We start from the raw sequence: 15033 nt of genomic DNA on the forward strand, positions 1-15033 counted from the left end.
CATCCTCGGCTGATCTCGCCTTGCCTAGCCTTCGCTCGCTACATTTCTCCACGGTCTTCAAATTGATGTTGCCTTATTACCTCGGTTGCCCGTCATGGAGCGAGCCTGCTTGGCGCGGCTCGTTGTACCCGGAGGGCAGCCGCAGTCGCGAGTTTCTGCCGCTGTATGGCCAGGCGTTCAACGCCGTTGAGGGCAACACCACCTTCTATGCCGCGCCTTCCGTGGAAACGGTGGCGCGCTGGGCTGAGCAGATGCCGGCGCACCTGCGCTTTTGCGCCAAGTTACCGCGTGAGATCAGCCACGGCGGCGACTTGCGCGAGCAACTAAGTGCCGCCGAGGGCTTTCGCCGCTTATTGGCGCCTCTGGGGGCGCGGGTTGCGCCGTTCTGGTTGCAGTTGCCAGCCAGTTTCGGGCCGCAGCGTTTGGCCGAGCTGGTCAGCTTTATCGAGCCTTGGCAGGGGGCTGAATTGGCGGTTGAGCTGCGTCATCCGGCGTTTTTCGCCAAAGGCGAGGAAGAGCGCAGCCTCAATCGCCTGCTGCATGAACGCGGCATCGAACGTATTTGTCTGGATTCACGGGCGCTGTTCAGTTGTGCCTCCAGCGCGCCGGCGGTGCTGCATGCCCAGGCCAAGAAGCCGCGCCTGCCGCTGCGCCCCACGGCTTTTAGTCAGTCCCCGCAGTTGCGCTTTATCGGTCATCCGGAGTTGCTGGCCAATGACCCGTTTATGCTGCCTTGGCTGAACAAAGTAGCCGGCTGGATCGAAGAAGGGCGCGCGCCCTATGTGTTTCTCCACACCTCGGACAACCGCCTGGCACCGCAGCTGGCCCAGCGTTTTCATCAGCAGCTGATGCTGCGCCTCCCGGGGCTGCGGGCGTTGCCTGAGTGGCCGTCACCGCCTGAGGTTGAACAGTTGGCTTTGCTGTAGCGCAAGCGTTAAACCTGCGCCAAGAGCAAGTATGCGGCCACGCTGCGGCGGCTATGGGCGAACTCGGTGCGGCTGGAAGCTGCCAGGTCTGGCAAAATGCCGCCCAGCTACGTTATCAACCGATCCAAATGGTTAATTGAGTGATTTTCGAGCATGTTTTTTCATGAGTGATGAGCGGCTACTAGCCAGAATTTGTATGCAAGCCCTGGCCCCGCACCTGGCCGAGGCGGCGGCTGCCTGGGCGCAGCGTTTGTGCTTGCCGCTGCAGGGCGACGGTGAGTTCGCCCTGCAATTGGGCGAGGGCGGCCTGCAGTTGGTCGAGCTAGGCCCACAGGCACCCGGGCCGGTCAAAGTCGACTTTGTTGAGGGCGCAGTGGCGCATCGGCGCTTATTTGGTGGCGGCAGTGGGCAGATGATTGCCAAGGCAGTGGGCGTGCAGGCAGGAGTACGCCCGCGCGTGTTGGATGCTACCGCTGGCCTGGGGCGTGATGCCTTCGTGCTGGCCAGTTTGGGTTGCGAGATGACCTTGATTGAACGCCAGCCATTGATTGCCGCATTGCTGGAAGATGGTCTGGCCCGTGCGGCGCTGGATCGCGAGGTCGCGCCGATTGCCGCGCGGATGCAGTTGCTGACGGGCAATGCGATTGAGCTGATGCGCGCCTGGCAGGGCGAGCCGCCGCAGGTGATCTACCTCGACCCGATGTTCCCGCACCGCGACAAGAGCGCGCTGGTGAAAAAAGAGATGCGTCTGTTCCGCCCCTTTGTCGGCGATGACCTGGATGCTCCGGCGTTACTTGAGGCCGCGTTAGAACTCGCCACTCATCGGGTGGTGGTCAAGCGCCCGCGCAAGGCGCCGCTGATTGAGGGGGCTAAGCCCGGCTATGCCCTAGAAGGTAAATCCAGCCGGTACGACATCTACCCGAAGAAAAAGCTGCAAGCCGCAAGCGAGTAAGTCCGTGCGCTGCGCGCTTGTGGCGGCGCAGCACCCGCGCCAACCTAAGTGCGCGGTTCAACGCGGTAGGCGCGCAGGAATACGTCTACCGCGTCGCGCACATAGGCTTCGGCTTCGGCGCCTTGCAGGGCTTCGCCGCAGCCGATTAGCAGGCGAAAGTTAACCCCGCCCTTGATCAGGCAGAAGAACTGATCCGCCGCGCTCAGAGGATCGGCTACGCGCAGCTTGCCGGCCAGGTCAGCTTGGCGCAGCAAGTCTGCCATGCCATGCAGCACGCGCTCCGGACCTGCCGCGTAGAACACCTTTGAGAGCTTCGAATCCTGCGCGGCCAAGCTCACCATCACCCGGTGCAGCTCCACCGACTCACGGCTGTTAATCAGCTCGCTGAACCCGCGACCAATGCTCAGCAGCAGCTGTTCGATTGGCACGTTATCGTTCAGCTCGAACAACAGCTGCGGCAGTTGCTCCTCGCATTTGGATTTAATTGCCTCGGCAAACAACTTCTCCTTGTCGGTGAAGTGGCTGTACACCGTGAGCTTGGAAACCCCGGCTTCGGCGGCAATCGCGTCCATGCTGCTGCCGTCATAACCATTGCTGAGAAACAGGGTCTTCGCCGCTTCCAGAATGGCTTTGCGCTTGGCCAGGTCTTTGGGGCGGCCGGGACCGCTGGTGGGCAACAAGTTGTTTGGCATGGGTCGGTTTTAATACTGGACTAGTGAGTTTGCTATTTTTACTATACCCGTCAGTTTAAATATTCAAAAGCCTCACAAAGGTTAGTCATCATGTTTCGTCATGCCCTGTCTGTTGCTCTGCCTGCCAGTCTTATTCTGTTGCTTGCTGCCTGTGGCAATGGCGAACCCGCTGCGGTTGCCGTGCGCCCGGCCATGGTGGTGCAGCCGCAGCTGGCCGGTGAGTTGGTGGATGCCTATCCTGGTGAAGTGCGCGCGCGCCTGGAGCCGGAGTTGGCCTTCCGTATCGGTGGCAAGGTGAGCAAGCGCCTGGTCGATGTCGGCGCGCAGGTGAAGAAGGATCAGCCCCTGGCCGAGCTGGATCCGCAAGACGTGCGCTTGCAGCTGGAGGCCATCCGCGCCCAACTGACAGCGGCCGAGGCCAACCTGCAGCTGGTGCGTGCCGAACGTGATCGCTACAAAACCTTGTTGGCGCGCAACCTGGTCAGCCGCTCGCAGTATGACAATGCGGAAAATACCTATCGCTCCGGTGAGGCACGGGTCAAGCAGGTGCGCGCCGAGTTCAACGTGGCCAACAACCAGGCCGGTTATGCCGTGCTGCGCGCCTCGCAGAATGGTGTGGTCGCACGGCGCATGGTCGAGGTCGGGCAAGTGGTGGCGGCCGGGCAAACGGTGTTCACCTTGGCGGCTGATGGCGAGCGGGAAGTAATGATCAACCTGCCGGAGCAAGCCTTCGAGCGCTTCAAGGTCGGCCAGGAGGTCGCGGTCGAGCTCTGGTCACAGCCGGATCAGCGCTTCCCCGGGCGTATTCGTGAAATCTCGCCATCGGCCGACCCGCAGTCGCGCACCTTCGCCGCCCGTGTGGCGTTTACCGAAGGCAAGGTGCCGGCCGAACTCGGCCAGAGTGCCCGCGTGTTTATCGCCCATAACGGCGAAGTGCCGCTGGCGGTGCCACTGTCGGCGCTGACCGCCGAGCAGGGCCAGCCCTACGTCTGGGTCGTCGACCCGAAAGACTCCACGCTGAAGCGCACCCACGTACGCATCGGTGCCTACGGTGAGAACAGCGTACCGATACTCGAAGGTTTAAAGGCCAGCGACTGGGTCGTGGCGGCTGGTGGCCAGGTGCTGCGTGAAGGCCAGCAGGTGCGCCCGGTTGACCGTGACAACCGTGTTATCCAGCTCACGGCCAAGGAGTAAGCCCGATGGATTTCAACCTGTCCGCCTGGGCGCTGCGCAACCGCCAAATCGTGCTGTATCTCATGCTGCTGCTGGCCGTGGTCGGCGCGCTGTCCTACACCAAGCTGGGCCAAAGCGAAGACCCGCCCTTTACCTTCAAGGCCATGGTGGTGCGCACCAACTGGCCAGGGGCGAGCGCCGAAGAGGTGGCCCAGCAGGTCACCGAGCGCATTGAAAAGAAACTGATGGAGACCGGCGAGTACGACAAAATCATCTCGTTCTCGCGTCCTGGCGAGTCCCAGGTCACCTTCGTGGCCCGCGACTCCATGCGCTCGGTGGATATTCCCGAGCTGTTCTATCAGGTGCGCAAGAAGGTCAGCGATATTCGCCACACCTTGCCACAGGGCATTCAGGGGCCGTTTTATAACGATGAGTTCGGCACCACCTTCGGCAATATCTATGCGCTGACCGGAGAAGGCTTCGACTACGCCGTGCTCAAGGACTATGCCGACCGTGTCCAGCTGCAACTGCAGCGGGTCAAGGACGTGGGCAAGGTCGACCTGCTCGGTCTGCAGGATGAGAAGGTCTGGATCGAGCTGTCCAATACCAAACTGGCCACCCTTGGCCTGCCGCTCGCCGCTGTGCAGCAGGCGCTGGAAGAGCAGAACTCGGTGGCGGCCGCTGGTTTTTTTGAAACCAGTTCAGACCGTATCCAGCTGCGGGTGACGGGGCGCTTTGAGTCGGTCGATGACATTCGCAACTTTCCTATCCGGGTCGCCGATCGCACCTTCCGTATCTCCGATGTGGCTGAGGTCAAGCGTGGCTTCAATGATCCCCCCGCGCCGCGCATGCGCTACATGGGCGAAGATGCCATTGGTCTGGCCGTGTCGATGAAGCCCGGCGGCGACATTCTGGTGCTCGGCGAGGCCCTGGAGGGGGAGTTCGCCCGCTTGCAGGAAACCCTGCCGGCCGGCATGCAGCTGAACAAAGTCTCCGACCAGCCCGCCGCGGTTAAAACCGGCGTGGGCGAGTTTGTCCGGGTGCTCACCGAAGCGGTGATCATCGTGCTGCTGGTGAGTTTCTTCTCCCTCGGCATCCGCACGGGCCTGGTGGTCGCCCTGTCTATTCCGCTGGTGCTGGCGATGACTTTTGCCGCCATGTACTACCTCGGTATTGGCCTGCACAAAATTTCCCTCGGCGCGCTGGTGCTGGCGTTGGGCTTGATGGTCGATGACGCGATCATTGCCGTGGAGATGATGGCGATCAAAATGGAGCAGGGCTATGACCGCATCAAAGCGGCCAGTTATGCCTGGACCAGCACCGCCTTTCCCATGCTTACCGGCACCTTGATCACTGCGGCTGGCTTTTTGCCGATTGCCACCGCGCAGTCCGGCACCGGCGAATACACCCGCTCGATCTTCCAGGTGGTGACCATTGCCCTGCTGGTCTCATGGATCGCCGCCGTGGTCTTCGTGCCGTACCTGGGTGCCAAGCTGTTACCCGATCTGGCCAAGCTGCACGCCGCCAAACATGGCGCCAGTGCGGGCGTTCACGACCCTTACGGCACGCCGTTTTATCAGCGTGTGCGCCGGGCGGTCGAGTGGTGCGTACGCCGGCGCAAGACGGTGATCATGCTGACCATTGCGCTGTTCGTCGGCTCGATCCTGTTGTTCCGCTTTGTGCCACAACAGTTCTTCCCGGCCTCTGGTCGTCTGGAGCTGATGGTCGATCTCAAACTCAGCGAGGGCTCATCACTGGCCGCCACTGAAGAGCAGGCCAAGCGCTTTGAGGCGCTGCTCAAAGGTCACGAAGGCATCGATAACTACGTGGCCTATGTCGGCACTGGTTCACCGCGTTTCTATCTGCCGCTGGATCAGCAATTGCCAGCCGCCAGCTTTGCCCAGTTTGTGGTACTGGCGAAAAGTATCGAAGAGCGCGAACAGATTCGTAGCTGGCTGATCGATGTATTGCACGATGAATTCCCGACCCTGCGCACGCGTATTTCGCGCCTGGAAAATGGCCCGCCAGTGGGCTATCCGGTGCAGTTCCGGGTGTCCGGCGAGCATATTGATGAAGTGCGTCAACTGGCGCGTCAGGTGGCCGGTAAGGTGCGCGAGAACCCGCATGTGGCCAACGTGCACCTGGATTGGGAAGAGCCGAGCAAGGTCGTGCGTCTGAACATCGACCAAGAGCGCGCCCGCGCCCTGGGTGTGAGCACCGCCGACCTGTCGCGCTTTCTGCAAAGCTCGCTGACCGGCTCGTCGGTCAGTCAGTACCGTGAGGGCAACGAACTGATCGAAATCCTCCTGCGCGGTACCTTGAGCGAGCGCAAGGAACTGAGCCTGCTGCCAAGCCTGGCGGTGCCGACCGACAATGCTCGCAGCGTGCCGCTGTCGCAAGTGGCCACTCTGGAATATGGTTTTGAGGAAGGCATCATCTGGCACCGCAATCGCCTGCCAACCGTCACCGTGCGTGCTGATGTGTACGGCAAGGAGCAGCCGGCTAGCCTGGTCAAACAAATCTTGCCGACCCTCGAGCCGGTGCGTGCGCAACTGCCGGACGGCTACCAGCTGGATGTCGGCGGCACGGTGGAAGACTCCAGCCGTGGGCAGAAGTCGGTAAACGCCGGCATACCGCTGTTTATCGTGGTGGTGCTGACTTTGCTGATGCTGCAGCTGAAGAGCTTTTCGCGCTCGGCGATGGTGTTCCTCACCGCGCCGCTGGGGCTGATCGGCGTCACGTTGTTTCTGCTGCTCTTCCGTCAGCCGTTCGGTTTTGTGGCCATGCTCGGCACCATCGCTCTGTCGGGGATGATCATGCGCAACTCGGTGATTCTGGTCGACCAGATCGAGCAGGACATTGCCGCCGGCATGGACCGCTGGCGCGCAATTATCGAAGCCACTGTGCGGCGTTTCCGGCCCATCGTGCTGACCGCTTTGGCGGCCGTATTGGCGATGATCCCGCTGTCGCGCAGCGTGTTCTTCGGGCCAATGGCCGTGGCCATTATGGGTGGCCTGATCGTTGCCACAGCGTTGACCCTGCTGTTCCTGCCGGCACTGTATGCGGCGTGGTTCCGGGTCAAGGAAGTGGAGCGTCAGCCGGGCTGAGCAGCCGCTTGAGGTAAAAAAGCCAGACGCTAGCGTCTGGCTTTTTTATGCGTGGCGACAGCCCGCTGTAGCGATTTCTTGATCAGTGGCTGTCAAAAATATGCAACTCTTTTTGGGGGCTGCATTGGTTTTCTTTAGGTATTACAGTCTTTTATCTCGTTATCCAGTCCGCTTGTCAGACTTTTTTGCACGGGTTTGTAATTTTTATTTGACATATTTTACGGTTTTGCCAGACTGCGCGACCTTGATGGGCGCGTGCAGTGACCCGTCATGAAAAGACATAACAAAAACCTGTAGTTCACCGTTCTAGCCTGCGCTGCCTGCGCGGGGCACGCATGCGGTGAGCTGACGTCTGTGGAACGGGAAACATGCTGATTTGGTTCGTTGTGCTCTATCTACTGGTGACTGTTGGCATCGGTTTCTACGCCTCCACTCGCGTCCATAACACCCGTGATTTCGCCTCGGGTGGACGTAGCATGGGCTTCCCCATCGTCGCGGCCATGGTGTTTGCCACCTGGTTTGGCTCCGAGGCTGTGCTGGGCATCCCCGCGACTTTTCTTGAAGAAGGCTTTGCCGGCATTGTCGAAGACCCGTTCGGCTCGTTCGGCTGCCTGTTTCTAGTCGGCCTGATCATCGCGCGGCCGCTGTACCGAATGAACCTGCTGACCATCGGTGACTACTTCAAGAAACGCTTCGGGCCGCAGGTCGAACTGATCATCAGCCTGGTCATCGTGCTGTCCTACCTGGGTTGGATCGCCGCGCAACTGATCGCCCTCGGCCTGGTGTTCAACGTCATCTCCGACGGCAGCATCAGCACCACTCAAGGCATGTTCCTCGGCACCTTTATCGTGCTGCTGTACACCCTGTTTGGCGGCATGTGGTCGATTGCCCTGACTGACTTCTTCCAGATGATCGTTATCGTCGTCGGCCTGATCTACCTGGTTTGGCTGTTCAGCGACATGGCCGGTGGCGCCGACCTGGTCATCAGCAAAGCCGCCAGCGAAGGCAAGTTCACCTTTATGAACGCCTTCGAGCCCAAGGATATCGTCGCCTTTATCGGCGCTGCGGTAACCATGATGCTCGGCTCCATCCCCCAGCAGGACGTGTACCAGCGGGTGATGTCGGCCAAGAGCGAGAACATCGCCGCACGCGCTTCGATGACCGGCGCGGTGTTCTACCTGGGCTTCTGCATGCTGCCGATCTTTCTGGTTTACGCCGCCTCGATGATCGACCCGGCGCTGGTCGAGAAGTGGCTGGCTGAAGATTCGCAGATGATCCTGCCACTGCTGATCCTTGATAAAACCCCGCTGTTCGCCCAGATCATGTTCTTCGGTGCGTTGCTCTCGGCGATCATGTCCACCGCGTCTGGCACCTTGCTGGCCCCCTCGGTGACTCTGACTGAGAACGTGCTCAAGCGCTTTTTGCCGGTGCTCACTGACAAGCAGTACCTGCTGCTGATGCGCTGCATCATCTTTGTGTGCGCGGTGGCGACCCTGGCGTTTGCCCTGTATTCAGACGCGAGCATCTACGAGATGGTCGGTAACGCCTACAAGGTGACGCTGGTGGCGGCTGTGGTGCCGTTGTTCGCCGGACTGTTCTGGAAGCGTGCGACCACTCAGGGCGCGTTGGTTGCCATCGCTTTTGGCCTGGTGTCGTGGATCTATCTGGAACTGACCTGGAGTGAAGCAGCGTTCTGGCCGCCGCAGCTGGCGGGCCTGCTGTTCAGCATGGCCGGTATGCTGATCGGCACGCTGCTGCCGCAGTGGAGCCGCAACCAGAATGATGTGCTGGTGGCGCAGGCCGAATAAGCCTGGCGTTTGCCTAACAAGACCCCGCTGATTGGCGGGGTTTTGTTTTTTTGGCCTGGCGAGGGCTTGTGAACACTGTCAGCCCTGTGGAAGAGGCTTTAGCCGCGAGTTTTGCTGTTCTGATTTATATGGCTAGCTGCGTAGGATGGGTGGAGCGCAGCGATACCCATCAGCCAGGCAATTAACCGTATGGGTATCGCGCTGCTCAAGCCATCCTAGGTGTCTTTGCAATCCAGTAGGAGTGGCCTTGGTCGCGGTGCTTTTGCTTTGCCTAACAAAAAAGCCAGACCTCACGGCCTGGCTTTTTCATATCCATCCAACCCTTATTACAATGCCCCAAACACCTTCTTCGCCAAGCTAGTCGCGGCACCAGCCGGGTTCTGGCGGATGCTGGCTTCTTGCTCGGCGATCATGCTGAACAGGCCGTCCAGTGCTTGTTCGGTGACATAACTCTCGATATTCGCGCTTTTCGCGTCGATCACGCCGAAGCTCGCGGCTTGGCCGGCGAAGCTGTTGTATTGCTGGGCCAGGCCGACCTGGTCGGTGGCTTGTTTGACGATGGGCAGGAACTTGGCGCGGATCTGTTCGCGGCTGGTTTTGTTGAGGTATTGGGTGGCGGAATCTTGCGGGCCGCTGAGGATGCTTTTGGCGTCTTGAACGGTCATTTTCTTCACCGAATCCACCAGCAGCGCCTGGGCTTGCGGCACGGCGGCTTCGGCGGCTTTGTTCATGCTCGCTTCAAGCTGATCGACTTGCGCGCCCATGCCCATCATTTTCATGGTTCTTGCGGCCTTGCCGAGGTTGCCCGGCAGCTCGATGCGCACGTCCGGGTTATTGCTGAAACCGCCGGGCTTGCCCAGTTGCTGCACGGCCACTTTAGCGCCTTGGGTGAGGGCGTCTTTGAGGCCGCCGCTGGCGTCGCTTTGGCTCAGGTCGGCCAGGGACAGGGCGAAGACACTACCGGAAAGAGCAAGGCCGGCGGCCAGGGACATTAAACGAAGCATGGTGGGCATCCTTGTGCGGTGTGGAGTATTGCGGAGCTTAGCGGACTGAGTCGCGCAGGCAAATGAGCACGTAGGCGCCGGTTAGCGTCTCTGGCCTTGGCCCTGAGTGAGGCGTGCAGATCGACCAAGCGCTTGCCGGCCTACTCGCTATTAGGTTCTTGCCTGGCGCTGTTGGCCCGCAGGGTAAATTTTGCGGCCTCTAGAAATAGGCTGAAACCGCCCAAGGGGCCAATTCATCTATAGACTCTGGCCATGCAATCTTACTTGTGGCGCCGTTTAGCGAGTGCGCCATCTGATTTGCTGATGAAACGGGGGCGCGTTTTACGCTGTTCTAGCCGTAACTATAAGAATCAACTTTATGCAGCAGGAGTAGTCGCATGGCTTTGGTGCCAGTTCGTTTGTCGCAGCGTTTGACCTTGGGCAGTATTCTGTTGCTGATCCTGACCGCCCTGGCGGTTTTTGCCGTAATGGCGCTGCGCGGTCAGCCGCGTGTGGTGGCCGCCAGCGGTGAGTTGATTGAGCAAACGGGCGGTGCAATCGTGCGTCAGCTGGCGTTGCAGCTGTCCGGGATTGAAGGAGTGACCGCGAGCTTAGCGCACCTCTCCGAAGTGTTGCCGCTGGATGAAGCGCTGTACCTCAATACGCTGCCCAATGTGATTAATAACCAGGGTGATAAAGCCATCGCCGGTGGCGGTGTTTGGCCTGAGCCGAATGCCTTTACCGACGGTGTCGCGCGCCGCAGCTTCTTCTGGGCGCGCGGTGGCGATGGGCGGCTGGCTTACTCGGATGACTACAACGCTGCCGATGGCCCTGGCTATCAAAACGATGCGTGGTACACCGGGGCGCGTAACAGTAAGGCCGGTCGCTGCTTGTGGTCAGAGGCTTATCAGGATGCCGTGACCGGCGTGCCGATGGTCACGTGCAGCGTGCCTTATCAGCTGGGCGGCCGCTTTGCCGGTGTGGCTACTCTGGATCTGCTGCTGGACGATCTGTCGCGTTTTCTCACCGAGCAAGGCAAGGTTACTGATGGCTATGCGTTTGCCCTCGATCAGGCAGGCAATGTGCTGCATTTCCCCGGTATAGCCGGTGCCAAAGGCAGCGCGATGCTCAAGTTTGCTGATTTGGCGCAGCAGCAAAGCTGGCTGAAACCTATTCAGGCGGCGCTCGCGAGCAGCAGTGTGGGAACCATTAGCAACCTGGACCTGGAACACGACGAGCAGCTCAAGCAGGCCAGTCGCGTCAGCCTGTTTGTTATGCCTGACACCGGTTGGGTGATCGGTCTGGTGACGCCCTTTGAGCGCGTGACCGGCCTGGCCTGGGCGCTAACCTGGGACATTTTGCTGTTTCTGATTCCGTTGTTGGCCATTTTGCTGGCGTTGGCCTGGTTGGCTGGGCGCAAACTGATTGCTCAGCTGGAAGAAACCACCGCGCAGATCGATTCCCTAGGCCGTGGTTCGGCCAGCCGCGATGTGCAGTTGAGCGTAGAGCGTGAGGATGAGATCGGCGCGTTGCGCCATGCGGTCAATCGCTATGCCGGGCAGTTGCGCACGATGCTTCAGCGCATTGCTGACGAGGCCGACCATCTGCAGGCAGAAGCGGCTCAGCTGGGCAGTCTGAGCAGCACCTTAGCTGGGCGCGCCGAGCAGCAGCGTCAGGAGAACACCCAGTTGGCGGCGGCGATTACCGAGATGTCTTCCAGTGCTCAGGAAGTGGCGCATAACACCAACGACTGCGCGACTACCGCGCAGAACTCCTTGTCGGTGGTGCAGGACGGTCAGCAGAAGGTGGCCTCCAACAGTGCCGCTATTCAGACGCTGTCCGCCGAGATGGCTGAGGCCGCTTTGGCGATTGGCCGCTTAGAGAAGGACAGCCAGCAAGTTGGCGTGGTGCTGGATGTGATCAAGGCGATTTCTGAGCAGACTAATTTGCTGGCTTTGAATGCTGCGATTGAAGCGGCGCGGGCCGGTGAACAGGGCCGTGGTTTTGCGGTGGTCGCCGATGAGGTGCGCACCCTGGCTGGGCGAACGCAGAACTCGGCGAATGAGATCAGCACCATGATCAGCTCCCTGCAGCAGACCTCACGTCAGGCCGTGAAAGCCATGCAGGCCGGTGAAGCGCGTACTGAGCATGCCGTGGGTGAGGCCGAAGGGGCCGCATCGGCACTGTCCAGTACGGTGCAGAGTTTTGATGATATTTCTCAGCGCGCCCAGCAGATCGCCGTTGCAGCACAACAGCAAAGCCACGTCACCCAAGAGATCAACGAGTTGGCCGTGCGTATCCACAGCATCAGCGAAGAAAATGCTCGCGATGCGCAGGCACTGGATGAAGTCAGTACTGCGATGCAGGCATTGTCATCCCGCTTGATTGACCTGAGCCGCAGTTAGCGGCTCAGGCGCTGCAGCTCGCGGCGCACCATCTGTGCATAAGCCGGCGGTTTGAGGGCGTATAGCTCGGCCGCCACCCAGTTCAGCCAGCGTCCGCCGAGTTCGGCTTTGGCGGCCAGCAGGCGTTGGGCCTCGGCTTCGGCGCGGGGCTGGTTGGCCAGGTGGAATTCCGCACGCGACGGCGTGCTGGTTTTAGCGTTGTCGGGGTTCATGGGGGGCGGACGCTGTGGTCGATCTTGGGATTATCTACAGGCCTGTGACCTCGTTGGGTGGATGACGCCTTGCTCATCCACCGAGGCGATTGGCTGGGTGGATGAAGCGTCCTCCACCCGACGTCATTTCGCGAGGCCGTAGGGTGGACGTGGCGGACAAGCCTGGCGCCTGCCCGTCCTGCGAAAGTGGCTTTACGCCGGCTCGGTAACATCCTCGTTGCGGTCCATGGCCACCTGGCGAATCGACAGGCGAATCTCGGCCGGCAGCACGCGCTTGGCCGCGCCCTCGGCCAGCTCATTGAGCAGCGGGTGATGGCTGAGCTTGCCGGCTTCGTCCTGACGCAGCACGCCTTGGTCGAGCAGGCCCTGGATAAAGTGGCGGAACAGGCTCTTGTCGAAGAACTCCGGGGCATTCAGGCCATGCAGGATCGACAGGCGCTGGGCCATCACGGTGCACAGGTCTTCCAGCTCTTCGGCGCTGATGGCGTTCTGCCCGGCATTCAGCAGCAGGGCGGTGGCCATGTAGAAACGCTGCAGGGTCTGCACGATGGCGCGGGCCAGCAGGGTCAGCAGGACGAACTCGCGCGAGCTTGGTGCCGGGCGCACATAGGTGTCGCCATCTAGGGTCAGCAACCCTTGCTCGACAAAGGCGGCGAGCCATTGGTCGACCACGGCGTCCAGTTCATCCAGTTCCCAGCGGATAAACAGCTCGGATTGCAGGTAGGGGTAGAGGGCGCGGGTAAAGCGCAGGATCTGCTCGCGGCTCATCCGTGCACTGCTCTGGAAGAAGCTCGCCAACAGCGCTGGCAGGGCGAAAATGTGCAGTACGTTGTTGCGGTAGTAGGTCATCAGAACGGCGTTGTGCTCATCCAGATAGAGAATCTTACCCAGTGGGTCGGTCTGCTCGGCGAGCAGGTCCATCTTCTGCACGTACTCGATCAGCGCCTGACCATCGCCGTCCGGCAATGTCGTGTGCGGTGAGTAGGGCACGCTGCGCAGCAAGGCCAGATAGAGGTCAAGCACCCGCGCCAGGGCACGTTCATCCAAGGCCAGCTTGCTGGTGGAAAGCAGCGCCAGGGCCACCAGGTTGACCGGGTTGATGGCGGCGGCTTCGTTGAGGTGCTGGGCGACGCGTGCGCCGAGGTTATTGGTCGCCTCGTTGAGCCAGGTGGGGCGGAACTGCGTGCCGTAATCCTGCTCACGCCAGTCCGGTTGCTGACTGTCGAGGAACTCGGCCAGTTTGATCGGCTCGCCAAAGTTGACCCAGACATGGCCAAAACGCTGCTTGAGCGCGCCGATGACTTTGAATATGTCGAAGATCGACTCTTTCTTCTTGCTCGCACCGCGCAGCTCGCCCAGATACGTACGGCCTTCCAGCACCCGCTCGTAGCCGATATACACCGGCACGAACACCACCGGCAGACGGTTGCTGCGTAGGAAGCTACGCATGGTGATGGCCAGCATGCCGGTTTTCGGCTGCAGCATGCGTCCGGTGCGCGAGCGCCCGCCTTCGACGAAGTACTCGACCGGGAAGCCTTTGCTGAACAGGGTGTGCAGGTACTCATTGAACACCGCGGTGTACAGCGGGTTGCCCTTGAACGTGCGGCGCATAAAGAACGCCCCGCAACGCCGCAGCAGGCCGCCGATCAGCGGCATGTTGAGGTTGATACCCGCAGCAATGTGCGGCGGCGTCAGGCCGTTGCGAAACAGCAGGTAGGACAACAGCAGGTAGTCGATATGGCTGCGGTGGCAGGGCACATAGATCACCTCATGGCCCTGGGCGACTTCTTGCACGCCTTCGATGTGGTTGACCTTGATGCCGTCGTAGATCTTGTTCCAGAACCAGCTCAGCACCAGTTCGAGGAAGCGAATGGCGGTGTAGGTGTAGTCCGAGGCGATCTCGTTGCCGTAGCGCAGCGCTTGGCCTTCGGCCTTTTCCAGGCTGATGCCTTCACGCTCGGCTTCGTCGATGATCGCCTGGCGCACCTGCGGGCCGTGCACCAGGCCTTTGACCAGGTTGCGCCGGTGTGACACGTCCGGGCCGATCACGGCCGCCTTCTGGTTGCGGAAGTGCACCCGCAGGATGCGCTGCACCATGCGCAGGGTGCGCTCGTGGCCTTTGTCCTGCTCGACCAGCTCGCGTAGATGAATCGGCGTGGAGAACTGCACGCGGGTCTTGCGCCCCAGGATCAGGATGCTCACCAGGCGACGCAGGCGGCCGGTGACGGCCCAGCTGTCGGCGAACAAGAGCTTCCACGGGCTGGTTTCGCGATCCGGCGATTGGCCCCAGAACACGCTGACGGGGATGATTTGCGCATCGTCCACCGCATGCTGGCTCAGCGCGCTGACCAAGCGTTGCAGGGTCGGCGCGATCCCGCGTTTGTCCTGACGGCCGAGCCAGTCCGGCTCTGGCGTCAGGTAGAAAAACGCAGACGGCTCCTCCAGGTTACCCACCGATACTGGCAGCACCGGCCTCGGTAAGCCGGCCTTGCGACACTCGGTATCGACCACCGCCAGGTCACTCAGCGACGGCTGCTGCAGCACGTAAAACACCGGCTTGCTGCGGTCGAGCTTGAGGGTGAAGGCGGACTGGTTGATGGTTTCCGAGCGTACCCAGAGGTACAGCACACGGCGCAGGGCGCCAAAAACGAGACGGCGAAGCGGGGATCGGGTCATACGGAGTCTGCAGGCTTTGAAAAAACGAGCATTTGCTCGGGGGGCGTAGTGTGACGGATCGGCTGGCCGCCGGCAAAAGTCTTCTGCCGCGTGCGGTGG

General features: G+C 60.9%; 10 protein-coding genes. 6 read left to right on the top strand and 4 right to left on the bottom strand.

Annotation, left to right across the window (positions count from 1 at the left end):
• The first annotated feature begins 65 nt into the window (after window positions 1–65).
• Together Q0V31_RS10850 and Q0V31_RS10855 are read left to right on the top strand one after the other, a co-directional pair.
• Window positions 66–926 carry a DUF72 domain-containing protein gene (locus tag Q0V31_RS10850; RefSeq protein ID WP_298187675.1) on the top strand — a complete coding sequence of 287 codons (861 nt, stop codon included), beginning with the start codon at window positions 66–68 and terminating at the stop codon, window positions 924–926.
• Between the two features lie 163 nt (window positions 927–1089).
• Window positions 1090–1878, top strand: coding sequence for a class I SAM-dependent methyltransferase (locus tag Q0V31_RS10855; RefSeq protein WP_298187676.1), 789 nt, complete (start codon window positions 1090–1092; stop codon window positions 1876–1878).
• Between the two features lie 44 nt (window positions 1879–1922).
• Here the strand turns inward: Q0V31_RS10855 and Q0V31_RS10860 are convergent, their stop codons facing one another.
• Window positions 1923–2570 (bottom strand): TetR/AcrR family transcriptional regulator, encoded by a 648-nt coding sequence (locus Q0V31_RS10860; protein ID WP_298187677.1) that lies wholly within the window; start codon window positions 2568–2570, stop codon window positions 1923–1925.
• Window positions 2571–2660: 90 nt separating this feature from the next.
• Between Q0V31_RS10860 and Q0V31_RS10865 the strand changes: the two genes are divergently transcribed.
• From Q0V31_RS10865 to Q0V31_RS10875, 3 genes are all read left to right on the top strand, one after another.
• Window positions 2661–3764 carry an efflux RND transporter periplasmic adaptor subunit gene (locus Q0V31_RS10865; protein WP_298187678.1) on the top strand — a complete coding sequence of 368 codons (1104 nt, stop codon included), beginning with the start codon at window positions 2661–2663 and terminating at the stop codon, window positions 3762–3764.
• A gap of 5 nt (window positions 3765–3769) precedes the next feature.
• Window positions 3770–6850 (top strand): efflux RND transporter permease subunit, encoded by a 3081-nt coding sequence (locus Q0V31_RS10870; RefSeq protein ID WP_298187679.1) that lies wholly within the window; start codon window positions 3770–3772, stop codon window positions 6848–6850.
• Window positions 6851–7218: 368 nt separating this feature from the next.
• Window positions 7219–8658 carry a sodium:solute symporter family protein gene (locus Q0V31_RS10875; RefSeq protein WP_298187680.1) on the top strand — a complete coding sequence of 480 codons (1440 nt, stop codon included), beginning with the start codon at window positions 7219–7221 and terminating at the stop codon, window positions 8656–8658.
• A gap of 326 nt (window positions 8659–8984) precedes the next feature.
• On the opposite strand, the gene Q0V31_RS10880 is transcribed toward Q0V31_RS10875, so the two are convergent.
• Window positions 8985–9662: a DUF4197 domain-containing protein gene (locus Q0V31_RS10880; RefSeq protein WP_298187681.1), complete on the bottom strand. Its 678-nt coding sequence runs from the start codon at window positions 9660–9662 to the stop codon at window positions 8985–8987.
• A gap of 377 nt (window positions 9663–10039) precedes the next feature.
• Here Q0V31_RS10880 and Q0V31_RS10885 point away from each other — a divergent pair, with 377 nt between their 5' ends.
• Window positions 10040–12046 carry a methyl-accepting chemotaxis protein gene (locus Q0V31_RS10885; RefSeq protein ID WP_298187682.1) on the top strand — a complete coding sequence of 669 codons (2007 nt, stop codon included), beginning with the start codon at window positions 10040–10042 and terminating at the stop codon, window positions 12044–12046.
• Here the strand turns inward: Q0V31_RS10885 and Q0V31_RS10890 are convergent.
• Entirely contained in the window at window positions 12043–12258 is a 216-nt protein-coding gene (locus Q0V31_RS10890; protein WP_298187683.1) for a hypothetical protein, read from the bottom strand. The genes Q0V31_RS10885 and Q0V31_RS10890 overlap by 4 nt on opposite strands.
• 192 nt (window positions 12259–12450) lie before the next feature.
• A complete protein-coding gene (gene plsB, locus Q0V31_RS10895) occupies window positions 12451–14934 on the bottom strand; it encodes a glycerol-3-phosphate 1-O-acyltransferase PlsB (RefSeq protein WP_298187684.1) in 2484 nt (827 codons plus the stop codon).
• Window positions 14935–15033: the final 99 nt, after the last annotated feature.

This window comes from uncultured Pseudomonas sp., assembly GCF_943846705.1.
Lineage (GTDB): Bacteria > Pseudomonadota > Gammaproteobacteria > Pseudomonadales > Pseudomonadaceae > Aquipseudomonas.

Bases quoted from the DNA above. Each gene is read 5' to 3' on its own strand.
- plsB (WP_298187684.1), bottom strand. From the start codon at position 14,934: ATGACCCGATCCCCGCTTCGCCGTCTCGTTTTTGGCGCCCTGCGCCGT.
- Q0V31_RS10890 (WP_298187683.1), bottom strand. From the start codon at position 12,258: ATGAACCCCGACAACGCTAAAACCAGCACGCCGTCGCGTGCGGAATTC.
- Q0V31_RS10880 (WP_298187681.1), bottom strand. From the start codon at position 9,662: ATGCTTCGTTTAATGTCCCTGGCCGCCGGCCTTGCTCTTTCCGGTAGT.
- Q0V31_RS10860 (WP_298187677.1), bottom strand. From the start codon at position 2,570: ATGCCAAACAACTTGTTGCCCACCAGCGGTCCCGGCCGCCCCAAAGAC.
- Q0V31_RS10850 (WP_298187675.1), top strand. From the start codon at position 66: ATGTTGCCTTATTACCTCGGTTGCCCGTCATGGAGCGAGCCTGCTTGG.
- Q0V31_RS10855 (WP_298187676.1), top strand. From the start codon at position 1,090: ATGAGTGATGAGCGGCTACTAGCCAGAATTTGTATGCAAGCCCTGGCC.
- Q0V31_RS10865 (WP_298187678.1), top strand. From the start codon at position 2,661: ATGTTTCGTCATGCCCTGTCTGTTGCTCTGCCTGCCAGTCTTATTCTG.
- Q0V31_RS10885 (WP_298187682.1), top strand. From the start codon at position 10,040: ATGGCTTTGGTGCCAGTTCGTTTGTCGCAGCGTTTGACCTTGGGCAGT.
- Q0V31_RS10870 (WP_298187679.1), top strand. From the start codon at position 3,770: ATGGATTTCAACCTGTCCGCCTGGGCGCTGCGCAACCGCCAAATCGTG.
- Q0V31_RS10875 (WP_298187680.1), top strand. From the start codon at position 7,219: ATGCTGATTTGGTTCGTTGTGCTCTATCTACTGGTGACTGTTGGCATC.